The sequence below is a fragment of the Tamlana sedimenti genome, assembly GCF_038148895.1.
In the GTDB taxonomy this organism is placed as follows: Bacteria; Bacteroidota; Bacteroidia; order Flavobacteriales; family Flavobacteriaceae; genus Tamlana.
In genome coordinates this window covers 185884-209573 of sequence record NZ_JBBVGQ010000005.1, presented here as the reverse complement: position 1 = coordinate 209573, position 23690 = coordinate 185884, and the positions used below count along the sequence as shown (strand labels likewise).

The following is a 23690-nucleotide window of genomic DNA, read 5'->3' as shown; positions in this document are numbered from 1 at the left end:
GATTAACCCAAGAATTAAAAATTTTTACCTATGGAAACAACACTGAAATACAAGTTTAAAAGGCGGTCAAAAAACCATTTAGATTGGTTGATAAATATCGTTAAATCTGAAAAGTACTATCAGTTGGAAGCTACTATAGTAGATGTGAAAAATGGAATATTCACAAGATAAGTTTTAAAATAAATCATAATGATATAAAAACCTCGAGATTTTAAATTTCGAGGTTTTTTGTTTTTAATATAACGCAACCATAAAGGGATTTTAACATCTGTAATGAAAGTCTCAATACTACCATGAAATATTTTATACCTTTTGTATTCTCTTTATTGACTTTCAGTTGTACAACTAACAGTGAAAAGCCAAAAGATGATGAAATGCTTTTGGGAAGATGGAAAATTATTGAGCAATTGATAGATCCCGGTGATGGTAGCGGCACTTTTCAGTCCATAGTAAGCAACAGGATTTTTGAATTTTTTACCGACGGTTCAGTAACGGTTAATGGTGACATGTGTTATATATCTACCGAAGTTGGTGACAAAACCACTGGAAGCTATATGGAAACTGAAGAAAGTAAATGGAATGATAGTGAAATAACACCGCCCGATTATAGCTTTGAGGGTATCAAGGTATACTATAAAATTGACGGACCGAACCTGATATTATGGTATCAATGTATAGAAGGATGTGGCCAGAAATTCAAGAAAATCTAGATTAGTCCATTGCCTATAAACTTAGCATCCACGAACGCTGAAGTTTTTTAAACTTCTTAAGTTCGCTTCTCAAAATTGGCAAGAAATCTTTTCCATTACTGTTGGAGCGCTCCAATCTATAAGAATTTTTGTAAAGTTTGTTGGTAAGGCGTCTTAATGATGCCAAATGTTTGTGCTTTTTGTCTGAATGGCGTTGTAACTCCACATTTAAAATTTCAGGAGCCAACGAAACAGATTGTTGTACGATATCACCAGAGAAATAAATATTATTATCCTCTGAACCGTCTGGTTGTAAGCTAGATAAGTCGTGATTTAAGTAGGTCGATATATTTTGCGACAGAGCAAAAATCTCTAAGGCTTTTTGATAAACCGGTAATTCCGATAGGTTTGATGGGGTATTGTGTAACATATTCTAAACTTTCAAGCAATTTCATCAAAATTAGTCACAAGAAATGAGATTCATCTTTAGTTTTTAAAGTAAAAGTGTATATTTGCTTTAGATTTTAATTATTTAGGTTTAATTTTCTTTTGAATGAGCATTGATTCGATTAACAGTAAGATTTTAAGATGTTTACAGCAAAATGCTAGGCTTTCTAATGCTGAAATTGGGCGCCAAGTGGGCATAAGTTCTCCCGCAGTTTCAGAGCGCATTAAAAAGATGGAAGACTTGGGAATTATTGAAGGCTATAAGACCATTGTTTCGCCTTTTGAAATAGGATATCAATTAAAGGCCATTATCACCTTAAGGGCTTTTATGGGGAAATTAAAACCCTTTTTAGAAAAAGTAAAAACCTATGAGGAGGTCATTAATTGTTACCGGATTACGGGTGATGAAAATATTGTGATGGAAGTGGTCTTAAAAAATAATAAACATTTGGAGTCATTCATTGATCAGCTCATAACATACGGAGAATCGAAAACCCAAATTGTTTTATCGCGAGTGGTGAAACAAAAAGAGGTAATTCCCATTAAGTAATTACTCTTGCAGATTAATCCGCCATGGTGGATTCTTTCTGTTTTTACCTGCATGGTAAAGAATGATTTTGTTGCCATCGGGGTCTTGCAAATGGGCTTCCCGCCAAAGCCAAGGTTTGTCTTCAGGTAATTGATTAAAAACTACACCTTTTTTTTTAAGGTTAGCAACCAAATCGTCTAATTGTTCATCTTCAAAATAAATGGTAATACCGTCGCCTTTTGGTAATTCATCAACTTTATGTATTGAAAAGGTGGTATCGCCATCAGGACATTCAAACCTAACATATTTGGGAGTGGCATCAACGATAAGTTTTAACCCCAAAACTTTATAAAATTCAGTCGCGCGTTCAACATTTAATGACGGTATGGTTATTTGGTTTAAATTCATTCTTTTATTTTAGTCTCTAAATTTTCGGCAATTAGTTTTGCATGAATTCTTGAATTTTCAATAAACCACTTATGGGTTTCTTTACCGCCACAAATTACCCCGGCTAAATAAAGTCCTTCAACATTGGTTTCCATGGTTTCTTTGTTGTATTGGGGAATATGTTTTTCGTCATCCGATAACTTAATTCCGCTATCAATCAATAATTCGAAATTAGGCAGATAACCCGTGAGTGCCACAACATAATCATTAGGAATATTTATCGTCCCATTTGGAGTTTTAATGACGACCTCTTCTTCTTTTATTTCTGTTATTTCCGAATTGTAGTAGGCTTTTATGCTGCCCTCCTCAATACGATTAATAATATCTGGCCGAACCCAATATTTAACGCGTTCGCCAATGGTTTTGCCACGAACAACCATAGTGACCCGCCCGCCTTTGCGCCAAATTTCCAAAGCGGCATCAACGGCGGAATTACTCGCGCCAACAACAACAATATCTTGCATGCTGTAGTTATGGGCTTCTTTGTAATAGTGGGTAACTTTTGGCAAGCTTTCACCAGGTACGTTCAATAATTTTGGGATGTCGTAAAAGCCAGTACAGATGATGACATAATTTGACGTGTAACTTGATTTGTTGGTAGAAATTTTAAAATGTTTCGCCAGTTTTTCAATGGAAACCACAGTTTCATATAGGTTTATGTTCAACTGGTTGGAGGTGGTAACACGTCTGTAATATTCCAGAGCTTCATCCCTGTTGGGTTTGGGATTGTTGCTAATAAACGGAATCTCATCGATTTCCAACTTTTCTGAGGTTGAAAAAAAAGTCATGTTTTTGGGGTAGTTGAAAAGGGAGTTGGTAAGCGCTCCCTTTTCAATTATTAAATAGTCCCAATTTCTTTTTTTGTATTCTAAAGCACAGGCAATACCAATGGGGCCTCCGCCAATAATTATGACCTCTTTTTTTGCTTTTTCTTTCATCTATTTTAATTGCACTAGATATTTTTCAAATCAAATGGGCAGCTTCGCTTTTTCTCTATTTGCCTTTTTTACATTTAAATACTGCCTCAAACCAAATAACAAAAATACACAAATCGCAGCCAGTAGGGTAATGATATACCAAGTGTTATCAAACCCTAGTTGGTCAACCAAGCGCATGCCGGCATTGTGCCCAAAAATATGGGCAAATGAGAATGCTATGGAATAGAGAGCCATGTACTCGCCCTGATTGCCTTTTTTTGCTCTTTCTAAAGCAAAAGCGTTGGAGAATGGGAATGCAATCATTTCACCAAAGGTCATGAGTAACATACCCAAAATCAATATTCCAGACCAAGAGGTGAAGTTTAGAATAATAAAGCTTGCACCAGTTAAAATACCACCAAAAAGCATTAAACCTATTTTGGAAAAACTAGTATTTTCCAGCCATTTTATTAAAGGCATTTCAAAAACAAAGATTAAAAAACCATTTATTCCTAGCAAAAGACCTATCTCCAACTCCGTTAAAAAATGTCCTTCCCTATAATACAATGGCATGGTTGAAAAATACTGTAAAAACACAATGCCGAAAAGCATCATGGCTACAAGAAAAATCAAAAATGCTCTGTCTTGATACGCCGATTTTGGGTTTTTAACGGTAACGTCATCTAATACTTTGACTTTTTTCGGATTTAAAACTGTAATCAATACCAAAGTAGCAATGATACATGTTATGCCATCAACCCAAAACAGACTACCATAACTTAATGTTGTAATGATTAGCCCACCAATGGCTGGCCCTGCTGAAAACCCCAAATTTATGGCAAGTCGTACCAATGTAACAGACCGTGTTTTGTTTTCAGGTTTGCTGTGTGCGCTCAAAGCGACAAACATGGCTGGACGAAACATATCGGCTACCAGCATGACAATAAGGATACCGATGCAAAGTGTCTCAAACGTTTTTAAAAACTGTAGAGCGATAAACAAAAACCCTGTAGTCAGAAGACTTAGGGTCATAACTTTATAGTAACCAATTTTATCAGTCAACTTTCCACCAAGCCATGAGCCAACCACAGAACCCAACCCAAAGGCGCTCATTATCCACCCCACTTCACTTAATGAAAAATGGAGGCTCTCGGTTAAGTAAATTGACAAAAATGGAATAACCATTGTGCCCGCCCTGTTAATAAGTGATATCAACGCCAGCCACCATACCTCTACAGATAAGCCTTTAAAAGTGTTTAAATAATTGTTGAATAAAGTTTTCATTCCTCTTTTATCCCTTTTAAACAGGGACTTAATTAAATTATTGATTTTGCAAAAAACAAAAAGTCCGACGGTGAAGTCGGACTTTTAAATATTGTAATATTTTATATTTATATCACCACAATATATAACAAGCCCAACGTCTTCCGGTATAAGAAGATGTCAATTGCTTTCTACAAATTGTGACGTTACAACGCATTTCTATTTTATTATTGAGCTACAAACTTATATAAAATATTTTGAAATTGTATTTTTGAAATGAAATTTTAATCAGATGAAAAAAATTATAGTCCTTTTTGTATGTGTATTATATTTAACGAATTGTGCGCGGAAAAGGAGACCTGTGCAGGGTGAAACCGAGTTTCAAAAGGAAATTAATGCACAATTTAAGGATGCTTCAAGGTCACCTTTAAAAGATGAGGATAGAAAGCATTTTGAAGGTTTAGATTTTTTCGAGTTCGATTCTACTTATGTGGTGAAGGCAAAGTTTACAAGAACCCCAAATGAAAAAGCCTTTAAGATGAAAACCACAACCGACAGGTTGCCTGTTTATATGAAATACGCTGAGTTGTCATTTAATTTAAGAGGAGAAACTTTTACTTTGGATATTTACCAAAACCAAGATCTGATGATGCAGGAAGGTTATGAAAACCACCTGTTTTTGCCTTTTTTGGATGAAACTAATGGTTTAGAAAGCTATGGAGGTGGACGTTATATTGATGCCCTAATACCTGAAAACGATACCTTGGTAATTGATTTCAATTCGGCATACAATCCTTATTGTGCTTATAACGACAGGTATTCTTGTCCTATTGTGCCCCGAAGAAATTATTTAAAAACCAGAATTGAGGCTGGGGTAAAGTCTTTTGGGAAGCATTAGGAAAGAATTCGGTTAACGTTTTAGGTATAATTACTTGGAGATATTCTCGATTAAAATAGCTTATTTTTCAACTATTAAATTTTCCAAATATCGAAGTGCTGTAGCAATTAAATTGTTTCTGTTTTTAGCTTTTTCGCCAAAATAGTCCAGTGTCTTCCTGTCTAATTTTCTTCCTTTGATAAAAACAAATGAAGGTTTTTTAAGTGATGATAATTCCAAAAGGGGGTTCTTGTTAACAATTAATAAGTTAGCCATTTTGCCCTCTTCAATAGTTCCAAGAGAGTTCATGAAATTGTGTGTTTTGGAAGGGTTTGCCGTAGCTGTTTTCAATGCCTCGTAATTAGAAAGACCAGCTTCTTTGTAGAATGCCAGTTCTTGGTGAATTGAAAAACCTGGAAGGGTAATCCCAATTCCAGCATCTGTACCACAAATTATATTTACACCTACTTCGTGAAGTTTTTTAACGATGGTAATATGAAAATCATGTTGTTTTTTAATTCGATTTGTCGAGGAAGCGTCATTCTGTTTTGTTTTAAACCAGCGCTCAAATTGTTTTTTACTGTCTGTTTTTTTGATTAGCGGATTCATGTACCCTAAAGTTTCAGAATCTAAAATAGAATCATTAATCATCATTTGGTAGATATTATTGAATACCGTTATTGTTGGGCAATAACTTGTATGGTTGGAGCGTGATATGGAATCAATAATAGGTTCTAGTTTTATGGTGTCTAAATCGAACTGCAAAGGTTGCTGAACAATTTCTTCAGCATGTTCGATGGATTTGATTTTGGGGTTTAAATGATATGAAAAAGACACTTTTTGAGAGGGATGGGCAACAATATCAATTTCCGAAATTTCTGCTTGTTCAATGATGGCATCAAATATTTCTCTATCCAGTCCGTAATAAGTCTTAATTAAGTCGTAACCTCTTTCCTTGTATGAAATCACTTTTTCTCTACCTTCATCGGGGCTAGTAAGATTTAAATTATCGTCGCCAATAAATTCCAAACCAGTTAGCTTTGGCCCTGTTGTAATAAACGTGGGCGAAAAAATTTTGTCATTATTAACATCCTCTTTAATTCTTAAATGCATGGGCATACCCCATAAATTTCTAACCGTTGTAACTCCATTTGATAGATATAGGCCTAGTTCATATCTGTCCCAAACATGAACATGCATATCAATAAGGCCGGGTGTTAAAAATTTATTTTTTGCGTCAATGATTTCAATATTATTGATTTCAATAGTGTCGGCAATCTTCTGAATTACGCCCTCTTTTATGTATACCATTTTGTTAACCAAAACAGTATCTCGGTTCATTGGTATGACATTGACATCTTTTATGAGAAAAGAATCGTTGTTTGCCAATTCGTTTTCTTTGATGTTTAGGTAGCTGGTTTTTGCCGAATCAATCCAAAGTGCAATTAGGGCTGTTAATACTAACAGTCCTAAAAGAATACTTACAATTTTTAAAAGGCGTTTTAATATTTTCATTTAATTAATCAACGCTAATTTGCAGATTTTGGGTATTAATATTTTAAATCCAAGGGGTTATTTCACCAAAAACATACCAAAAAATACCGCTAAAAACCCAGCAATAAAGCTGGCAATGGTATAAACCACAAAGCCCATAAAATCACCTGATTTTAAGAGCACGTGGTTTTCATAAGCAAAAGTTGAAAAGGTGGTAAACCCACCACAAAAACCTGACGCCAATAACAAAATATGGTTTTGAGAGAGTGACGTGTTTTTTGCGGCCAGGCCTAAAACGATACCTATAAGCAAACAACCTAATACATTGGCTGTAAATGTGCCGTAAGGCATGAAGGTTTCGGGTTTGTTTAAATATTTTCCAATTAAAAAACGCAATGCACTGCCAAATCCACCGCCAATAAAAACTAATAAAACTTGCTTCATTTTATTTTATGGCGATGTAAATTTCGGTAATCCAATCTGCTGGGTTTGGATTGGTATTGGGGTCGTTAACATAAACTTCTAGCATGGGGCCGTCATCAGCAAACTCCAAACTGTTATCTATTACATGTTTCATGGCGGTTTCCCAAGCTTCTTCTAAATTGGAGTATTCTCCCTTTAATGTGGTTTTAAGAGCTTTAAAAGGTGGTAGTTGGCCAGTTAAAATATCGCTTACTGAAGAAATAACTTTTGCTGTAGTGGGAACACAGGACGAAAACATGGCGGCGTTGTTTTCAAGGTCCCATTTATGGTAATAGGTAAAAGGTGCGCCCGCCATTTTAATATTGTTGCTCATGGCGTAGTTGATTACTTTAGGCATCATTTCATTCATTTTGCTTTCAATGTCGGTTATCTTACATGATGCGGTATTGTATATGTAAAACCCACCACCGTGCTCGGTAATGCTATCAATGGTTACACTATATTTTTGCATATCTGAGGTTACTATACTGTCTAATTTAAACAAGCCGCGTTCAAAATCAGGGCCTGTCATCTCTTCAATAGATCCTGCAAATGTGGTGAACATTTTGGTCATAAAATCTTGCTTGCCCTTCATTTGCCAGGTTACCCTTGTGCCTTCATCTGTTGGTTCGAACATCCAATTGATATCCGATTCCGATTCAAAAGGTTTTATAAAGTTAATGTGCTGGGCAATCAATTCATTTTCTTTCACATCTAAAGTTTTCATACTGCCTTCGCCCAAAACTTCCCCGCTCCAAGCATAAGTGCCGTCAACCCCTGCGGTTTTCTCGCCATAGGTTAAAGTAGCATTTGGCTCTTGCTCCATCCAAGGTGAAAAACTAGGCCAATTTTTAAAGTCATTTACTTTGCTGAACACTACCGAAGCTGGCGCTTGAATGACCTTGCTTCTTGAAAAATTAAATTCGTTTGGTTGAACGGCCACATAAATGGAAAAACCGATAATAACAATGAGTAATAGGAAAAGAATGTATTTGAGTGTCTTCATTGTTAAAGTTTTGAAAAATTAGACAAATCAAAGATAGACAATTTTAATTTTTGTTTAATAAATTATTACATTTGTTGTCTTAAAAATAAATATTTTTTAGTCAAAAGGATGATTTTTAAATTTATCAATAATTAAAATGGAAATTCAGTTGACTTTTTTAACAATATTAAAATAAAAAATTTCAAAAAATGAACCTTAAATCAATCTTAAATTTAGTACTGGTTTTCACTATTTTGTTTTCATGTGGCAATGAAAATTCCAAAAAAAGTGAGGACGTCATGGCCGACAATGAAACAGCAGAATTTGATTTTTTTGTAGAACAGTTTGCTGATGTTAAAGTGCTAAGGTACGAAGTTCCGGGGTGGGACATGCTGACTTTAAAAGAGCAAAAATTGGTGTATTATTTAATTCAAGCAGGTCTGGCCGGAAGGGACATTATGTGGGACCAAAACTACAAGCACAATCTCAAAATAAGAAAGGAGCTTGAGCATGTGTATGTTAATTATTCTGGCGATAAATCTTCAGAAGATTGGAAGGCTTTTGAAATCTATTTGAAACGTGTATGGTTTAGCAATGGTATTCATCATCATTACTCCAATGATAAGTTAAAACCTGAGTTTTCTGCCGATTATTTAAAAATGTTGCTCACCGAAACCAATACGGATTTGGATTCAGATATTTTTGAAATCCTTTTCAATGAGGTTGATGCCAAAAAGGTAAATCAAGGTAAAGGGATTGACAACGCATCACTTTCTGCCGTGAATTTTTATGGTCCTGATGTTACCAATGAAGATGTGGCAAATTATTATAAAACCAAAATATCGCCTAACCCAGAAAAACCACTGGCCTTCGGAATAAACTCTCAATTGGTTAAGGAAAATGGCGAAGTTAAAGAGCGTGTTTATAAATCTGGTGGCCTTTACGGAGAGGCTATTGATGAGATTATAAAGTGGTTGGAACTGGCGAAAGGTGTTGCTGAAAATGAAGCGCAAGCCAATGCATTAGGTTTATTGATTGATTATTACAAAACTGGCGATTTGCAAACTTGGGATGATTACAACGTGGCTTGGACAAATGCCACTGAAGGAAATGTGGATTATATAAATGGATTTGTTGAGGTGTACAATGACCCTCTTGGTTATACAGGGTCTTATGAAATGATTGTGCAAATCAACGATTTTGATATGTCGCAAAAAATGAAGGTGCTATCAGATAACGCTCAATGGTTTGAAGATAATTCTACCCTAATGGAGGCACATAAAAAAGCTAATGTAGTTGGAGTTACCTATAAAGTGGTAAATGTAGCAGGTGAAGTTGGAGATGCCTCACCAAGTACACCTATTGGGGTGAACTTGCCAAATTCCAGTTGGATTCGTGCTGCTGTGGGTAGCAAATCTGTGTCGCTTGGAAACATTATTAATGCTTCAAACAAAGCCAGTAGTGCTGGACGCACAAAAGAATTTGTTCACGATGAGGAAGAATTGAAAAACCATAAACAGTACGGTGAGTTGGCTGATAAATTGGAAACAGCCTTGCACGAGGTCATTGGGCATGCTTCGGGTCAATTAAATCCTGGTGTACCAGAAACCAAAGAAACACTTAAAAACTATGCTTCAACTTTAGAAGAAGGCCGTGCGGATTTGGTGGCGCTTTATTATATGTACCATCCTAAGTTACAAGAATTAGGTTTGGTTGATGATTGGGAGGCCGTTGGGCGAGCTTCGTATGATGCTTATATCCGTAACGGGCTATTGGTTCAATTGGTTCGTCTCAATTTAGGTGATGATGTTGAAGAAGCACATATGCGCAACAGACAATGGATTTCGGCTTGGGTATTTGAAAAAGGACAAAAGGACAATGTAATCGAAAAAGTGACCAAAGATGGTAAAACCTATTATAATATTAATGACTACGCCAAGTTAAGAGATTTATTTGGACAGCTTTTACGCGAAGCCCAACGTATAAAATCTGAAGGCGATTATGCGGCTGTTGAAGCTTTGGTTGAAGGTTATGGTGTTAAAGTAGATCAGACTATTCATGCTGAGGTTCTGGAGCGCAACAAGCAATATAAATCGGCACCTTATACAGGTTATGTTAACCCTGTTTTAGTGGCTGAGAAAGACGATTCTGGCGAGATTGTTTCAATTAAAGTAACACAGCCAAAAACGTTTGCAGGACAGATGCTGAATTACAGTGAGCAATATAACTTTTTGCCCGATGTGAATTGATAATTTAAATAAATGAAATTTAAGAAGACAGAATCTTGATTAAGGTTCTGTTTTTTTGTTTACACTAAAAACTAAAAGTATAATATTAATAACAATAAGAACGCTGAGAATTAATAGTATTTTCATCTTTAGTTTGGTTTAGTACTAAATAGATGCAAACTTTTTTAAAAGGTTGCGTAAAAAAATAGAATTTATTTTTTTAGTATCTAAAAGCAATTTTTTCGAGAGCAAAATACTAATTTTAAATTATTAAACAATGGCTTTCTTTTTTTATCAGACTTGGACTTTTAGGGAAGGAAATTTTAAGCCTCTATAGATAAAGTCGATGAATAAAAACACAAAAAACCTCCTGCAAGGGAGGTTTTTTGTGCTTAGTTGAATAGTATTTATTTCCTTTTGAAATAAATTGTTATTGAAAACTGTTGACCGTTTTCTGAATAAGTCTCAGATAAAACCAATTCATTTGAAACGACCTCAGCACTAACACCTTCAAAATACAATTCACCATCTTCATATACTTCAACGATTGTTGGGTCTAAAAGGTCTTCATATTTAAAATCAATAACAGTTAAGGTTTCATCATCTTCATTATATGCCCATTTTCCGCTATACTTATCATTGCTTATTTCGGTATCTCCGTAAACTGCAGAACATGTTTCTACCGTGGCAGTATAATCTAAGTATTGATATTCTTCATTGTATATTTCATAATAGCTGCCATCAGCACTTAAAACAAATACCCAGTCTTCACTAATGTTATTATCATAATCCACCGTAATACTTTGCCCATTTGTGCACTGGATAGTTTCTTGGTAGTCATCAAAATCTGCTGGCACGGCTCTATCAAAAACCCATTCACCAACAATTGATGCATTTCCGCCCCATGCCTCAATAGTTACACAAATGGTTTGGATGACACTTATGTTGCTATTGGCATCATAAAGACAAATTTCGTAGCAGAAGTTGCCGGGTTCTATATTGCTAAGGTCAACATCCAGTTCGTATTCATCACCAGTTAAAGCCTTGGCAGATTTATTTGAGCTAATTGCTTGGGATCCTTTTTTTGAGCTTTGTTTTGATGGTTTCGCAGCGTATAGTTCAGAAACTGGTACGTCAAAATAACTATCGGCTTTTACGCCATCAACATCTTTAAATACAACATAAGCACCAGCTATAACATCTGTAGATGAAAAATTTGCTGTAAAACCAGCGTCTTGGAAAGCCTCTTGGTTTTTAGTGCTAATTTGTAAATTTACATTTCCGTTTGGTGCTGGTGGCAACCCTGCCTTTACAGTGGCTCCAGAAATTGAAACACCCGCACTAAGTTCGGCGATTGGTATATTCCTATCTTCGGTGGCATTTTGCTCCTGGGCCAATTGGTCATCTGGTTCCGGGCCTCCATTGTCGTTGTCACTTTTGCTGCACGAAAAGGTTAAAAAAGAGATTAAGGCAAGAGATAAAGTGATTTTTAAAATCTTCATAAAATTGGTTTTGAATTGTTTGTTAATAGTTTTTTTAAACATACAACAAAGAAGTTTGTAAAAAAATATTTACCTGAGTTTTTATTCTGTCTTTCGCCTAACTGTTAATGGGTATCGACAAAATACCTAAACCATGAAATTAGAAAATAATTACCGATAAGTTTTAATCTTTTGGAAAGCAATTAGCTTACTTAAAGAAATATTTAATAGCCGAAATAAACAAAATAAAGGCTATAAAGGCTATAAGTATCCATATGCTTCCGGCATAAAATCGTTTGTGAAGTTTTAAATCTTTGCGGTACGTATAAGCAATAATAATAGCGAACACTATAAAAAATAAAACCCCAAAAATGATTTGACCTTTACTGAACATATGGTTAATTTTATGCGCAAACAAATATAGATTATTTATGCAAAATAAAATAGAGGCCGTTAAGGCATTTCATAAAGCATTTAAATTAGGGCATAAGGAAACACCACAAGCTGATCTTGGTTTGGCCAAAAATTTATTGCGTTATAAACTTATGCGCGAGGAAAATGAAGAGTATCTTGAAGCGGCCAATAACAACGATTTGGTTGAAGTGGCCGATGCGCTTGGCGATATGCTTTACATATTGTGTGGTACAATCATTGAACATGGTTTGCAGCACAAAATTGAAGAAGTGTTTGAAGAAATTCAACGGAGCAACATGAGCAAATTAGGTGAGAATGGCCAGCCCATTTACCGCGAAGATGGCAAAGTGCTGAAGGGCCCAAACTATTTTAAACCCAATATCCAATCTGTTTTGGAAAAATAAGAAGTTGTCATTGCTAGGAATGAGGTACGAATGACGTGGCAATCTGTTTAATTTTAGCTTTAATCATGAGATTGCTTTGGTCATTCTTTCCTCGTAATGACGTTAGTCGGAACTTCCTTCAGCATAGCATCTTATTTGGTACTAATAACTGGCCTGCATTCCAGCTCTACCCTGTGTGATATTTTAAAGCTTAAAAAATTAAAAAGCAACCTAAGCTAGGTTGCTTTTTCTGTATGTTCATTTTCCTTCCCTTTGGGAAGGTTAGGATGGGATTTCTATTTCACTTCCATTCGCCAACCAAATGGATCTTGAACTTTATTAGTTTGTATGTCTGTTATGCGCTTTTTTAAATAACTAGCATAGGTGTCGTTAAGTTTTGGTAACTCGTAATCTTTGTCTTTGTAGCCAAAACCAGAAATTGGTGAAATAACTGCAGCAGTGCCTGCTCCAAACATTTCTTTAAGTGTACCATTTTCAGCAGCTTCAACAACCTCACTAACAGAAATCTTTCTAACCTCAACAGGAATGTTCTCTGTTGTGGCCAGTTCAATAATACTTTTTCTAGTAATACCATCAAGGATTCTATCACTGGTTGGCGCTGTAATTAACGTGTCGTTAATACGAACAAAAATGTTCATGGCACCTGCTTCTTCAATAAATTCATGATTGGTGTCATCCGTCCAAATAACTTGTTGGTAACCTTTTTCAACTGCCAATTGCGTTGGGTAAAACTGCCCAGCGTAATTACCTCCAGCTTTAGCGAAACCTACGCCACCATTGGCAGAACGGGAATATTTTTCTTCAATTAAAACGCGAACTTCACCCGCAAAATAAGCTCCAGACGGCGCCGTACAAATAATGAATTTATATTCATCAGCTGGTGAGGCATGAAATCCTTTTCCAGAGGCAAAAACAAACGGACGAATATATAAAGAGCTGCCTTCTTTTTTAGGAATCCAATCTTTATCAACTTCCAAAAGGGTTTTCAGCCCATCCATAAAATAGCTTTCGGGCAATTCCGGAATAGCCAATCGTTTTGATGAAATATTCAAACGTTTAAAGTTTTCCAACGGACGAAATAACCAGACGTTTTCATCAGCATCCTTATAAGCTTTCATTCCTTCAAAAACAGATTGTCCGTAGTGGAAAATCTTGGCCGATGGGTCTAGCGTAATGGGTTGATAAGGCTCAACTTTTGGTGCCTGCCATTTGCCATCTTTATAATCACATACCAGCATGTGATCGGAAAAAACGCTTCCAAATTTTAAATTGTCAAAATCTACCTCCTTGATTTTAGAAGCTTTTGTTTTTATAACTTCTATATCATTGATTATCGTATTCATAGTCCGGATATTTTAAGCAACAAATTTAAAGAAAAACGTTTTTAAAAAAGCGGTATATTTACATTAAATCGTTTAAAATTCAAATATTAACAGGATAAATTGAATTGAAAAGAGAAATCATAATTACCGCCGATGGTTCGGCCACAATTCACATACCAGAATGGAACGAGCAATACCATTCAAAACATGGTGCCATTCAAGAGGCTTACCATGTGTTCATAAAGCATGGTTTGCATCATTCGTGTCATGTTGAAGACATTCGAAACACAGATGGCTCAAAAATATCAATTCTAGAAATAGGTTTTGGCACAGGTTTAAATGCTTTTATCACCCTTTTGGAAGCTGAAAAAATAAATCAAAAAGTCAATTATGTTGGCGTTGAAGCGTACCCGGTCTCTCTAGAAGAAATTAAACAATTGAATTATGCTATGGCATTGGATGAGGCTAACAGGAATTCAATTTTTAAAAAACTTCATAATGTAAGTTGGGAAGAAAGCTATGCCATTACTGATAATTTTAAGTTGACAAAGCGGAAGCAGCTTTTTTCTAAAATAAAAGACGAGCAAGCTTTTAATTTAATCTATTTTGATGCTTTTGGCGCTCGTGTTCAACCCGAATTATGGACGGAGGATATTTTTCAAATAATGTTTAAGGCATTAAAACCAAATGGCATTTTGGTAACCTATTCGGCTAAAGGCAGTGTGCGACGTGCCATGCAAAGCGTTGGCTTTTTAGTTGAAAAACTACCTGGCCCTCCTGGAAAAAGGGAAATGCTGAGGGCAACAAAGCATTCAACGAAAGTAATGAGTTAAATGTTACGTGAGACAGAATTGTTAAACCTAGCATAAATCTTAAAAGCGAGCCTTTGTGTTTTGTAACTTTATAAAAAAAGAGCATGCGCGTTTTAATTACAGGGGCTACGGGATTGATTGGAAAGGAAATTGTAAAGCTTTGCCACGAAAATGAGATTAAGGTAAACTATCTCACCACAAGCAAATCCAAAATTGAAAACACCGAAAACTACCAAGGGTTTTACTGGAATCCTGGTAAAAAGGAAATTGACACGGCCTGTTTTAAAGGCGTAGATGCCATAATTCATTTGGCGGGAGCTTCCGTTTCAAAACGATGGACGCCATCATATAAAAAGGAAATTTTAAACAGTAGAACAGAATCCACACAACTTTTAATTGACAATTTAAAAGGGGAAAATCACCAGATAAAACAGGTTGTTTCAGCTAGTGCCATTGGTATTTATCCTGATTCCTTGACCAATTATTACGACCAATCGTTCAACCAAATTAGTGATTCTTTTTTGGGACAGGTTGTTAAGGTATGGGAAGCCGTTGTTGACGGGTTTGCCGAAGTTGGCGTTAGTGTTGCCAAAATTAGAATTGGTTTGGTGCTTTCAAATAAAGGAGGTGCTTTGGTGGAGTTGGTAAAACCAATTAAATATGGTCTTGGGGCGGCTTTTGGTAGTGGCAAACAGTGGCAATCATGGATACACATAACTGATTTGGCCAATATCTTTTTGTATGTTTTACAGCATCAATTAACCGGTGTTTATAATGGTGTGGCACCAAACCCAGTGAGCAATACAGAGTTGACCAAAACAGTTGCGGGAGTTTTAAAAAAACCATTGGTTTTGCCCAACATCCCTAAGTTATTTATGAAGCTTATTTTGGGAGAGATGCATATTTTGTTGTTTGAAAGTCAACGAGTAAGCTCCAAAAAAATACAGGACAAAGGTTTTGACTTTAAGTTTAATTATTTGGAACCAGCTTTAAGGGATTTGTTAAATTTAAGATTTACGAAGGTCTATAGGCATTAGAGTTAAATGCTTTTGAAGTATAATTTTCAGAGACAAAACTGAGTAGAAATTGACTAAAGAAAATATTTTTTAAAAGCTCATAGATATACCCAGACCATAGTCTTTTCCATCATAAAACGGCATAACTATTCCGTTTGTGTTTTTTCTGTCTTTAAAAATAGTTCGCTTCAAAAACGGATATGTCCAATAAGCAATTTTGGTGCTCAATATTCCAATGCCCGCACCTGCTGCAATATCGGTAAGCCAATGCCTGTTATTATACATTCTAAAAAAGCCAGTTCCTGAGGCAACCAAATACCCAGAAATGCCGTACCAAACTGAGGTGTCTTTATATTCCTGTAGTAAAAATTCAGCGCCCATAAATGCTGTAGCCGTGTGGCCAGAGGGGAATGAATTATTGGTAGATGCATCTGGCCTAAGCACGTTACCTGAGCTCTTTGCAAAATGAACTGAGGTTGCCATAATTAAATAGGCTGTTCCTAAAATAATGGTTCGGTCTTTAAAATTGTGTTTGCCTTTAACACCGAATGCATTTAGGGCATAAACAGACAAAAATGGAGTGTATTGAGAAATATCATCTATGGTGAATTTTTCATCAATGTGCTCATTAATTTCTTCTTTGATTTCAGCGTTCAATAATTTTAAGCCGTCACTTTCTATTCCAATTAATCCATAGGTAATTAATGCAGATGGAATGATTAGAGCTTTATAATTAAACTTGTTGATTTTCGTAGCAGGAAGAGAATCATTCTTTAGTTTTTGTCCAAAGAGGTTAACGTTAAGTAGTGACACGAAAATCACTAAACTTATTTTTTTTATCGTCTTTTTAGTTGTTGTCAAGACAAAGGTAGCATTGTTTTTTAATGTTGAAATAATTTTTGGGTTAAGTGAACTTTTTCAATTGCAAATGGAATTCATCGTAACAATAAGAAATAAAAAACTCACCCTAAATAATCAAGGTGAGTTTTAGATTTTTGAAGTTCATCGATTAAGACTTCGCAGCTTTAACCATAATTTTCAACTCAATATCATCATTTATAAATTTATCGCCAAGATTATCAAAAAACGATTTAGAGCCATATTTTACATTCCATTTAGAGCGATCAATCGTAAAAGTTTCACTTTCAAGTACCAATTGTTCACCTTCATGTGAAATTGAAACAGGGAATGTTACGTTGTTTTTAGTATCTTTTAATGATAAATTTCCAGAAAGCATCGTCTTGCCATCAACTTCTTCTAATCCGGTAATAGTAAAAGCAGCGTTCGGGTGGGTGTCTACATCAAAAAAGTCTGGACTTTTTAAGTGTCCGGCAAGCTTCGCGTTTTTGTTGTCATCTGCTGGCAAATCCTTCACAGTAATGGAATGCATGTCGATAACAAAAGAGCCGCCAACAATTTTTCCATCGGCTACTTCAAATGAACCACGCTCCAAATCAATGGTCCCAAAATGTTCTCCAGTTGGTTTAAAGCCTTTCCAGTCAATAGTTGAAGCCTCTAAATTAGCTTTATAGCTTTCGGTAATTTCTTCTGTGATTTCGGGTGTTTCAGCGGCGGTAGTTTTGGCCTCCTTAGCCTTGTCCTTGCAGCTAATAAATAACGTTGCAAAGACGGTAATAAATAATAGTGTTGCAAATTTCGTTTTCATAGTAAATGGTTTTTATGTTATTTTCATAAAACTACATAAACAAATGTTAAGAAAAAACTAAAATTATTTTAGTGACATTATGGCATTTTTACAATAATGGCAGTACTTTTGCCAACTCATTTTAGTATTTGTTTAAAATAAGATAAGCAATGAGCAAAAAAGATAAAGCTAACGATATAGAAAATAGCCAACCTAATGCCGATGTACAAAGCGAAGCTGTTGGCGTAGAAGAACAAGTTGTTGAGGAACAAGCTGTTGAAGAAAAACTTCAAGTTGAATTAAAACAAGAAAAAGATAAGTTTTTACGTTTGTTTGCCGAATTTGAAAACTATAAAAGACGTACGGCAAAAGAGCGTATTGAATTGTTTTCAACCGCGAGTGAAGATGTGATGAAAACCTTATTGCCGGTTTTGGATGATTTTGAACGTGCATTAACGCACATCGAGGAAGATAAAGAAGCCGAAGAATTACGCAAAGGTGTGCTTTTAATTTATCAAAAATTGGTGAATACCCTAGAGCAAAAAGGCCTAAAAGCTATGAAGGTTAAAAAGGGCGATGCTTTTAATGCCGATAACCACGAGGCCATAACGCAAATACCTGCACCTAGCAATGATTTAAAAGGTAAGATTATTGACATTGTTGAAAAGGGATATACTTTGGGGGAAAAAATAATTCGTTTTCCAAAAGTGGTCATCGGACAATAGGAATAAAGAAAGAATTCTTTAACAAGAAAAGAAGCTAAAATAGGAATATGGCTAAAAGAGATTATTACGAAGTATTGGGTATTAGCAAAGGTGCGAGCGCTGCAGAAATTAAAAAAGCATACCGCAAGAAGGCTATAGAGTTTCATCCTGATAAGAATCCTGACGATAAAGAAGCCGAAACAAAATTTAAGGAAGCAGCCGAGGCCTACGAGGTACTCAGCAATGCAGATAAAAAAGCCCGTTATGATCAGTTTGGTCACCAAGCCTTTGAAAATGGCGGAGGCTTTGGCGGCGGTGGTATGAATATGGATGATATATTCAGCCAGTTCGGTGATATTTTTGGTGGTGCTTTTGGCGGTGGAGGTTTCTCTGGTTTTGGTGGTGGCGGAGGCCAACGCCGTGTTAAAGGAAGTAATTTACGAATCCGTGTAAAACTCACCTTAGAGGAAATAGCCAATGGCGTTGAGAAAAAAATAAAAGTAAAGCGCAAAGTTCAAGCACCAGGTACAACCTATAAAACCTGTTCTACATGTAATGGTACGGGTCAGGTTACCCGAATTGCTAACACCATTTTAGGAAGAATGCAAACTTCAGCACCATGTAATGTATGCGGTGGGGCAGGAGAAGTTATAAATAAGGTTGGTAGCGGTGCAGATGCCCAAGGACTTAAAGTTTCTGAAGAAACGGTTTCCATAAAAATACCTGCTGGGGTTGTTGATGGTATGCAGCTAAAAGTTTCCGGCAAAGGAAATGAAGCGCCAGGTAATGGTATTTCGGGTGATTTAATCGTGCTTATTGAAGAAGAGCAACACGAAAAATTACAGCGAGAAGGCGATAACTTACATTATGATTTGTATGTAAGTTTTCCGGAAGCTGTTTTAGGAACCTCAAAGGAAATAGATACCGTTTCTGGCAAAGTGCGCATAAAAGTTGAAGCTGGCGTGCAATCAGGAAAAATTTTACGCTTGCGCGGAAAAGGAATTCCAAGTATTAATGGCTACGGAAAAGGAGATCTTTTGGTGCACGTAAATGTATGGACACCAAAAACATTGAGTAAGCAACAAAAAGAGTTTTTTGAGGCAATGCAAGAAGATGACCATTTTTCGCCAAAACCTGAAAGTACTGACAAATCTTTCTTCGAAAAGGTGAAAGATATGTTTTCATAACATATGTTAATTAACAAGAAAAATCTGCTATAATAGCGGATTTTTTTTGTTTAAAATTGCAAGATATCCGATAGTTTTGCTCTTGGTATTGAAAAAAAAACTATATTTGACTATCACTAATTAACTTTAGTGGTAATTTTTCTTTTTCATAGCAATTTTTTTCCCATCCTTAATTTTATTAAGGGTGGGTTTTGTTTTTAGGGAAGTCCATTTTTAAATTTTAAGGGTTATTTAGCTAAATTCCTTTGAACTTCTCATCTTACATTTAATATCTTTACCAGCCACTTGTCAATAAAAAAGTATAAATGAGTAACTTACTGGAAGTTAATAAAGTTTCAAAGAAATTTGGAGATTTTACAGCACTAAACAACGTTTCAATTTCGGTTCCTAAAGGAAGTATTTTTGGTTTATTGGGACCTAATGGGGCGGGAAAAACAACGCTGATACGTATTATTAACCAAATTACAATTCCAGATTCTGGATATGTGCATTTAGATGGTGAACCATTAAAGGAACACCATATTAAAGATATTGGTTACTTACCAGAAGAACGCGGCTTATACAAATCCATGAAGGTTGGGGAGCAGGCTTTATATTTGGCACAATTAAAAGGATTGAGTAAAGCTGAAGCCAAAACAAGGCTCAAATATTGGTTTGAACGATTGGAGATTGGCGATTGGTGGAACAAGAAAATCCAAGAGCTATCAAAAGGAATGGCGCAAAAAATACAATTTGTGGTTACCGTGCTGCACCAACCCAAATTATTGATTTTTGACGAGCCTTTTTCAGGGTTTGACCCCATAAATGCCAACCTAATTAAAGATGAAATTTTACGATTACGGGATGAAGGTGCCACAGTTATTTTTTCAACACATAGAATGGAATCGGTTGAAGAATTATGTGATGATATCGCCCTAATCAATAAATCGAATAAAATATTGGATGGTAAATTAGCCGATGTAAAAAGGCAATACAAAATAAACACCTTTGAGGTGGGTATCAGGGCTAATGACAAAGTTTCATTAAAAAAGGAATTGGAACAAAAATTCACGGTTTCAGAGGCAAAATTCAAAACTTTGGAGGATGAATTAAAGTTGAATATCAAACTTCAACAAAATGAAACGCCAAACGATTTGTTGAGCTACCTAACTTCAAAAGGAGAGGTTTCCCATTTTATTGAACTTATCCCAAGTGTAAACGATATTTTTATTCAAACAGTTAAGAATAATTAATTTTTATGAACCACTTACCACTTATCATAAAACGGGAATATTTAACAAAGGTTAGAAACAAATCGTTTATAGTCATGACTATTTTGAGTCCGATTATAATGATAGCCCTAATCTCTATTGTTGCTTATTTGTCGCAATTGAATAACGAAAAAGTTCGTACAATCAATATATTGGATGAATCTGGGTTGGTCGGCGAAATTTTTAAAAGCACGGACCATACAACCTATAATATACTGCCAAGTATGGATTTACAAGACGCCAAGACCTTATCAAAAGAGTCAGAAGCATATGGCTTATTGTATGTTGAAGGTTTTGATTCGGTTGAAGACGTTTCAAAACATATCATGTTCTATTCAGAAGATGTGCCTTCATTAACCGTAATATCAGATATAGAGCGTAAAATAGAAAATGAACTTACCCATTTAAATATGCAAAACAATGGGGTTAATGTCGATATGATTGAAGCCTCTAGAGCACACGTAGAAGTTTTTCAGGAGAGTTTTGAGGGGGAAAAAACATCAAAGACAGATAGTTTGGTCAAGCTCATTTTTGGTATAGCGATTGGTTATTTGCTTTTCATGTTCATTATAATTTATGGCAATATGATTATGCGTAGCGTTATTGAGGAAAAAACCAGTCGTATCATAGAAGTTATAATTTCGTCTGTAAAGCCTGTGCAATTAATGCTTGGCAAAATTATTGGCACCTCTTTGGCGGGTATTACCCAATTTGCCATTTGGTTGGTTTTTGGTGGTCTGTTGATGACCATAGTATCCCTGGTTTTAGGAATAAGTTTTGCCGAATCCCCAATGCCACAGCAAGAGATTATGGAAATGGCTGCTCAAAATCCAGATTTTACTTTTTATTTCGAATCGTTTAAAAAGGCACTTACCAATTTACCGCTGATGAATATTATTTTTGCGTTTATATTGTTTTTTATTAGTGGTTATCTTCTATATAGTTCACTATATGTGGCCATTGGAGCTGCAGTAGATAGCGAAACCGATACGCAACAATTTATGATGCCCATAATAATGCCGTTAATTTTAGCTGTTTATATCGGTATCTTTACAGTTATTGAAGATCCCCATGGTACGATATCAACCATTTTTTCGTTTATACCATTAACATCGCCAGTAGTTATGCTAATGCGCATTCCTTTTGGCGTGCCGTTGTGGCAGCAATTGTTATCGTTGTTGATTTTGATTGCTTCGTTCATGTTCACGGTTTGGTTTGCTGCAAAAATTTATAGAGTTGGTATTTTAATGTATGGAAAAAAGCCGAGCTACAAAGAAATTATTAAATGGATAAAGTATTAATATGATTCAGGATTTGGAAAAAATAGAAGATACCATCAAAGAAAGTTCCATTTGGGAAAAATTGGGTGAGTTTTTAGAATTCAAAATTATTGACTTTACATACGGAACAAGTGATGATGCACACCATATTGTGCTCAAGGTAAAATATATTTTACTGGTCGCTCTGGTGATGATTGTCACTACCTATCTTTTGCGCTGGATAAAGAAGCTGATTACCAAAAATATGCCCAAAGACGATAAGGTAAAATTCAATACTGTTTTTTCTTTTGCGCGGTGGATCATTTACTTAGTCGTTATGCTCATTGTTCTCGATGCCATTGGGTTTAATGTTACGGCTATTTTTGCAGCATCAGCGGCCTTATTGATTGGTATTGGTTTGGCACTTCAAACCTTATTTCAAGATATAATATCCGGTATTTTTATATTGATAGACCAAACAGTTCACGTGGGCGATATTATTGAAATAGATGGTAAAGTTGGACGCGTTGAGGAAATTAAGTTGAGAACCACAAGGGCGGTGACTATTGATAATAAAGTGCTTGTTATACCAAATCATTTATACTTGGAAAATAGTTTGTACAACTGGACTCAAAACGGCACAACAACTCGAGAAAGCGTTGAGGTTGGTGTTGCCTACGGAAGCGACGTTCAATTGGTTAAAAGGTTATTGATTCAAGCGGCGAGCACACACCCCAATGTACTAAGTGAGCCGGAACCAACCGTGGTTTTTATGGATTTTGGTGATAGTTCACTAAATTTTAAAATTGCCTTTACTTTAAATGACAGTTTTAAAGCTCAATTTCCTAAAAGCGATATTAGGTTTGAAATTGACAGGTTATTTAGGGAGAACAATGTAACCATTCCATTCCCACAGAGAGATATTCATATTATTCAAAAATAAACTTTAAAAAGCTTATCAAAGAACGTTGTGTCATAAAGAAAAAGAGGTTTTTTGGCCTATGGGTATGCATTGTTTTCATGTGCCAATTTGCTCAAGCGCAACTCACCGATTTGGCCCGATTGGAGTATTCCTTTATTCCAAAAAGCAACTCTGAAGACCAATACACACGACTTCGTGCCATTTTAAATTATCCCATTAAGGTTAAAAAGGATGCTTACCTTGTTGTTGGTGGCGAGTACAACCGTATTTTGCTGAATTTAGAAGATCAATATCCTTTTGATACTTCTAGTTTGGATAAGATTCATGTTATAGATTTAAGCTTGGGTTATACGTTTAAATGGAATGAAAAATGGAGATTTGGTGTAAAATTTAATCCAAGAATAGCATCCACACTCACGTCTCAGTTAAATTCAGATGATTATTTTATGAATGGCGGAATGTTCTTTATTACAGACAGAACTGAAGATGAACATGTGAATAAGCCACACCGTTTAGTATTGGGTCTAACATATAATGCCACAACGGGCGTGCCGTTCCCATTGCCTTTTGTGAGCTATTTTAGAAAGATAAATGAAAACTGGAGTTTTAATGCCGGTGTACCAAAATCGAATTTAAAATATACCTTTAATGAAAAAAATAATGTTCAGACCTTTATAGCGTTAGATGGTTATTTGGCCCATCTGCAAGAACCTATAATAATAAATGGTCAAAATGTAGACCATATTTCACTTTCTGTAGCGGTCGCAGGATTTGGGTATGAATATTGCTTTACCAAACATTTAGTAGCCTATTTATATTCTGGTTATACGTTTAGGCTAAACAACGTTTTAAGAAATAAAGATCGTAATGAAATTTTTAAATTAGACGACGTGAATGCGTTTTATTTAAGAACGGGACTTAAATTTAAAATATAAC

25 protein-coding genes are annotated in these 23690 nt (G+C 35.6%); 14 read left to right on the top strand and 11 right to left on the bottom strand.

The annotated features are described in order from the left end of the window. Positions 1-30: 30 nt before the first annotated feature. Together WJN01_RS13370 and WJN01_RS13365 are read left to right on the top strand one after the other, a co-directional pair. Complete coding sequence (locus tag WJN01_RS13370) at positions 31-171, top strand: hypothetical protein (RefSeq protein ID WP_445197662.1); 141 nt, start codon at positions 31-33, stop codon at positions 169-171. Positions 172-293: 122 nt separating this feature from the next. Continuing rightward, positions 294-710 (top strand): hypothetical protein, encoded by a 417-nt coding sequence (locus WJN01_RS13365; RefSeq protein WP_445197661.1) that lies wholly within the window; start codon positions 294-296, stop codon positions 708-710. Between the two features lie 13 nt (positions 711-723). Here WJN01_RS13365 and WJN01_RS13360 read toward each other — a convergent pair whose 3' ends face one another. Further along, positions 724-1119 carry a hypothetical protein gene (locus WJN01_RS13360; RefSeq protein ID WP_445197660.1) on the bottom strand — a complete coding sequence of 132 codons (396 nt, stop codon included), beginning with the start codon at positions 1117-1119 and terminating at the stop codon, positions 724-726. Between the two features lie 123 nt (positions 1120-1242). Here WJN01_RS13360 and WJN01_RS13355 point away from each other — a divergent pair, with 123 nt between their 5' ends. Further along, positions 1243-1686 (top strand): Lrp/AsnC family transcriptional regulator, encoded by a 444-nt coding sequence (locus WJN01_RS13355; protein WP_370478382.1) that lies wholly within the window; start codon positions 1243-1245, stop codon positions 1684-1686. Here the strand turns inward: WJN01_RS13355 and WJN01_RS13350 are convergent, their stop codons facing one another. From WJN01_RS13350 to WJN01_RS13340, 3 genes are read right to left on the bottom strand one after another with little or no spacing between them, the layout of a single operon-like run. After that, positions 1687-2073, bottom strand: a complete 387-nt coding sequence (locus WJN01_RS13350; protein WP_445197659.1) for a VOC family protein — start codon at positions 2071-2073, stop codon at positions 1687-1689. Continuing rightward, positions 2070-3050: a YpdA family putative bacillithiol disulfide reductase gene (locus tag WJN01_RS13345; protein ID WP_445197658.1), complete on the bottom strand. Its 981-nt coding sequence runs from the start codon at positions 3048-3050 to the stop codon at positions 2070-2072. The genes WJN01_RS13350 and WJN01_RS13345 overlap by 4 nt, the downstream gene beginning before the upstream one ends. Before the next feature lie 30 nt (positions 3051-3080). After that, positions 3081-4313 (bottom strand): MDR family MFS transporter, encoded by a 1233-nt coding sequence (locus WJN01_RS13340; protein ID WP_445197657.1) that lies wholly within the window; start codon positions 4311-4313, stop codon positions 3081-3083. Positions 4314-4584: 271 nt separating this feature from the next. Here WJN01_RS13340 and WJN01_RS13335 point away from each other — a divergent pair, with 271 nt between their 5' ends. Next, complete coding sequence (locus WJN01_RS13335) at positions 4585-5190, top strand: DUF1684 domain-containing protein (RefSeq protein WP_445197656.1); 606 nt, start codon at positions 4585-4587, stop codon at positions 5188-5190. Between the two features lie 60 nt (positions 5191-5250). Here WJN01_RS13335 and WJN01_RS13330 read toward each other — a convergent pair whose 3' ends face one another. From WJN01_RS13330 to WJN01_RS13320, 3 genes are read right to left on the bottom strand one after another with little or no spacing between them, the layout of a single operon-like run. Next, positions 5251-6684 (bottom strand): amidohydrolase family protein, encoded by a 1434-nt coding sequence (locus WJN01_RS13330; RefSeq protein ID WP_445197655.1) that lies wholly within the window; start codon positions 6682-6684, stop codon positions 5251-5253. Between the two features lie 57 nt (positions 6685-6741). Beyond that, a complete protein-coding gene (gene crcB, locus WJN01_RS13325; RefSeq protein ID WP_445197654.1) occupies positions 6742-7107 on the bottom strand; it encodes a fluoride efflux transporter CrcB in 366 nt (121 codons plus the stop codon). A gap of 1 nt (position 7108) precedes the next feature. After that, the gene (locus WJN01_RS13320; RefSeq protein WP_445197653.1) at positions 7109-8131 is read right to left on the bottom strand and encodes an SRPBCC family protein; all 1023 of its coding nucleotides are present in this window, start codon (positions 8129-8131) and stop codon (positions 7109-7111) included. A 188-nt stretch (positions 8132-8319) separates the two neighbouring features. Here WJN01_RS13320 and WJN01_RS13315 point away from each other — a divergent pair, with 188 nt between their 5' ends. Further along, positions 8320-10359, top strand: a complete 2040-nt coding sequence (locus tag WJN01_RS13315; RefSeq protein ID WP_445197652.1) for a dipeptidyl-peptidase 3 family protein — start codon at positions 8320-8322, stop codon at positions 10357-10359. Positions 10360-10745: 386 nt separating this feature from the next. Here WJN01_RS13315 and WJN01_RS13310 read toward each other — a convergent pair whose 3' ends face one another. Continuing rightward, positions 10746-11840: a hypothetical protein gene (locus WJN01_RS13310; protein ID WP_445197651.1), complete on the bottom strand. Its 1095-nt coding sequence runs from the start codon at positions 11838-11840 to the stop codon at positions 10746-10748. Between the two features lie 410 nt (positions 11841-12250). On the opposite strand from WJN01_RS13310, the gene WJN01_RS13305 reads away from it, so the two are divergent. Next, positions 12251-12637, top strand: coding sequence for a pyrophosphohydrolase domain-containing protein (locus WJN01_RS13305; RefSeq protein WP_445197650.1), 387 nt, complete (start codon positions 12251-12253; stop codon positions 12635-12637). 275 nt (positions 12638-12912) lie between these two features. Here the strand turns inward: WJN01_RS13305 and WJN01_RS13300 are convergent, their stop codons facing one another. Then, positions 12913-13980 carry a branched-chain amino acid aminotransferase gene (locus WJN01_RS13300; protein ID WP_445197649.1) on the bottom strand — a complete coding sequence of 356 codons (1068 nt, stop codon included), beginning with the start codon at positions 13978-13980 and terminating at the stop codon, positions 12913-12915. Between the two features lie 104 nt (positions 13981-14084). On the opposite strand from WJN01_RS13300, the gene mnmC2 reads away from it, so the two are divergent. Both mnmC2 and WJN01_RS13290 read left to right on the top strand, forming a co-directional pair. Then, positions 14085-14792: a tRNA (5-methylaminomethyl-2-thiouridine)(34)-methyltransferase MnmC2 gene (mnmC2, locus tag WJN01_RS13295; protein WP_445197648.1), complete on the top strand. Its 708-nt coding sequence runs from the start codon at positions 14085-14087 to the stop codon at positions 14790-14792. A gap of 83 nt (positions 14793-14875) precedes the next feature. Then, on the top strand, positions 14876-15808 hold the full coding sequence (locus WJN01_RS13290) for a TIGR01777 family oxidoreductase (RefSeq protein WP_445197647.1): 933 nt from the start codon (positions 14876-14878) through the stop codon (positions 15806-15808). A gap of 69 nt (positions 15809-15877) precedes the next feature. Here the strand turns inward: WJN01_RS13290 and WJN01_RS13285 are convergent, their stop codons facing one another. Both WJN01_RS13285 and WJN01_RS13280 read right to left on the bottom strand, forming a co-directional pair. Then, positions 15878-16609 (bottom strand): phosphatase PAP2 family protein, encoded by a 732-nt coding sequence (locus WJN01_RS13285; RefSeq protein ID WP_445197646.1) that lies wholly within the window; start codon positions 16607-16609, stop codon positions 15878-15880. Positions 16610-16796: 187 nt separating this feature from the next. Further along, a complete protein-coding gene (locus WJN01_RS13280) occupies positions 16797-17453 on the bottom strand; it encodes a YceI family protein (RefSeq protein ID WP_445197645.1) in 657 nt (218 codons plus the stop codon). A 149-nt stretch (positions 17454-17602) separates the two neighbouring features. On the opposite strand from WJN01_RS13280, the gene WJN01_RS13275 reads away from it, so the two are divergent. From WJN01_RS13275 to WJN01_RS13250, 6 genes are all read left to right on the top strand, one after another. Continuing rightward, on the top strand, positions 17603-18157 hold the full coding sequence (locus tag WJN01_RS13275; RefSeq protein WP_445197644.1) for a nucleotide exchange factor GrpE: 555 nt from the start codon (positions 17603-17605) through the stop codon (positions 18155-18157). Positions 18158-18204: 47 nt separating this feature from the next. Beyond that, positions 18205-19323, top strand: coding sequence for a molecular chaperone DnaJ (dnaJ, locus tag WJN01_RS13270; RefSeq protein ID WP_445197643.1), 1119 nt, complete (start codon positions 18205-18207; stop codon positions 19321-19323). Positions 19324-19628: 305 nt separating this feature from the next. Next, complete coding sequence (locus WJN01_RS13265) at positions 19629-20555, top strand: ABC transporter ATP-binding protein (protein ID WP_445197642.1); 927 nt, start codon at positions 19629-19631, stop codon at positions 20553-20555. A 5-nt stretch (positions 20556-20560) separates the two neighbouring features. After that, positions 20561-21874: an ABC transporter permease gene (locus tag WJN01_RS13260; protein ID WP_445197641.1), complete on the top strand. Its 1314-nt coding sequence runs from the start codon at positions 20561-20563 to the stop codon at positions 21872-21874. 1 nt (position 21875) lies between these two features. Continuing rightward, a complete protein-coding gene (locus tag WJN01_RS13255; protein ID WP_445197640.1) occupies positions 21876-22775 on the top strand; it encodes a mechanosensitive ion channel family protein in 900 nt (299 codons plus the stop codon). Positions 22776-22852: 77 nt separating this feature from the next. After that, positions 22853-23689 carry a DUF6268 family outer membrane beta-barrel protein gene (locus tag WJN01_RS13250; RefSeq protein WP_445197639.1) on the top strand — a complete coding sequence of 279 codons (837 nt, stop codon included), beginning with the start codon at positions 22853-22855 and terminating at the stop codon, positions 23687-23689. Position 23690 lies beyond the last annotated feature (1 nt).

Excerpts from the sequence above, each read along its gene's own strand:
- WJN01_RS13370 (WP_445197662.1), top strand. The coding sequence starts at position 31 with ATGGAAACAACACTGAAATACAAGTTTAAAAGGCGGTCAAAAAACCAT.
- WJN01_RS13365 (WP_445197661.1), top strand. The coding sequence starts at position 294 with ATGAAATATTTTATACCTTTTGTATTCTCTTTATTGACTTTCAGTTGT.
- WJN01_RS13360 (WP_445197660.1), bottom strand. The coding sequence starts at position 1,119 with ATGTTACACAATACCCCATCAAACCTATCGGAATTACCGGTTTATCAA.
- WJN01_RS13355 (WP_370478382.1), top strand. The coding sequence starts at position 1,243 with ATGAGCATTGATTCGATTAACAGTAAGATTTTAAGATGTTTACAGCAA.
- WJN01_RS13350 (WP_445197659.1), bottom strand. The coding sequence starts at position 2,073 with ATGAATTTAAACCAAATAACCATACCGTCATTAAATGTTGAACGCGCG.
- WJN01_RS13345 (WP_445197658.1), bottom strand. The coding sequence starts at position 3,050 with ATGAAAGAAAAAGCAAAAAAAGAGGTCATAATTATTGGCGGAGGCCCC.
- WJN01_RS13340 (WP_445197657.1), bottom strand. The coding sequence starts at position 4,313 with ATGAAAACTTTATTCAACAATTATTTAAACACTTTTAAAGGCTTATCT.
- WJN01_RS13335 (WP_445197656.1), top strand. The coding sequence starts at position 4,585 with ATGAAAAAAATTATAGTCCTTTTTGTATGTGTATTATATTTAACGAAT.
- WJN01_RS13330 (WP_445197655.1), bottom strand. The coding sequence starts at position 6,684 with ATGAAAATATTAAAACGCCTTTTAAAAATTGTAAGTATTCTTTTAGGA.
- crcB (WP_445197654.1), bottom strand. The coding sequence starts at position 7,107 with ATGAAGCAAGTTTTATTAGTTTTTATTGGCGGTGGATTTGGCAGTGCA.
- WJN01_RS13320 (WP_445197653.1), bottom strand. The coding sequence starts at position 8,131 with ATGAAGACACTCAAATACATTCTTTTCCTATTACTCATTGTTATTATC.
- WJN01_RS13315 (WP_445197652.1), top strand. The coding sequence starts at position 8,320 with ATGAACCTTAAATCAATCTTAAATTTAGTACTGGTTTTCACTATTTTG.
- WJN01_RS13310 (WP_445197651.1), bottom strand. The coding sequence starts at position 11,840 with ATGAAGATTTTAAAAATCACTTTATCTCTTGCCTTAATCTCTTTTTTA.
- WJN01_RS13305 (WP_445197650.1), top strand. The coding sequence starts at position 12,251 with ATGCAAAATAAAATAGAGGCCGTTAAGGCATTTCATAAAGCATTTAAA.
- WJN01_RS13300 (WP_445197649.1), bottom strand. The coding sequence starts at position 13,980 with ATGAATACGATAATCAATGATATAGAAGTTATAAAAACAAAAGCTTCT.
- WJN01_RS13290 (WP_445197647.1), top strand. The coding sequence starts at position 14,876 with ATGCGCGTTTTAATTACAGGGGCTACGGGATTGATTGGAAAGGAAATT.
- WJN01_RS13280 (WP_445197645.1), bottom strand. The coding sequence starts at position 17,453 with ATGAAAACGAAATTTGCAACACTATTATTTATTACCGTCTTTGCAACG.
- WJN01_RS13275 (WP_445197644.1), top strand. The coding sequence starts at position 17,603 with ATGAGCAAAAAAGATAAAGCTAACGATATAGAAAATAGCCAACCTAAT.
- dnaJ (WP_445197643.1), top strand. The coding sequence starts at position 18,205 with ATGGCTAAAAGAGATTATTACGAAGTATTGGGTATTAGCAAAGGTGCG.
- WJN01_RS13265 (WP_445197642.1), top strand. The coding sequence starts at position 19,629 with ATGAGTAACTTACTGGAAGTTAATAAAGTTTCAAAGAAATTTGGAGAT.
- WJN01_RS13260 (WP_445197641.1), top strand. The coding sequence starts at position 20,561 with ATGAACCACTTACCACTTATCATAAAACGGGAATATTTAACAAAGGTT.
- WJN01_RS13255 (WP_445197640.1), top strand. The coding sequence starts at position 21,876 with ATGATTCAGGATTTGGAAAAAATAGAAGATACCATCAAAGAAAGTTCC.
- WJN01_RS13250 (WP_445197639.1), top strand. The coding sequence starts at position 22,853 with ATGTGCCAATTTGCTCAAGCGCAACTCACCGATTTGGCCCGATTGGAG.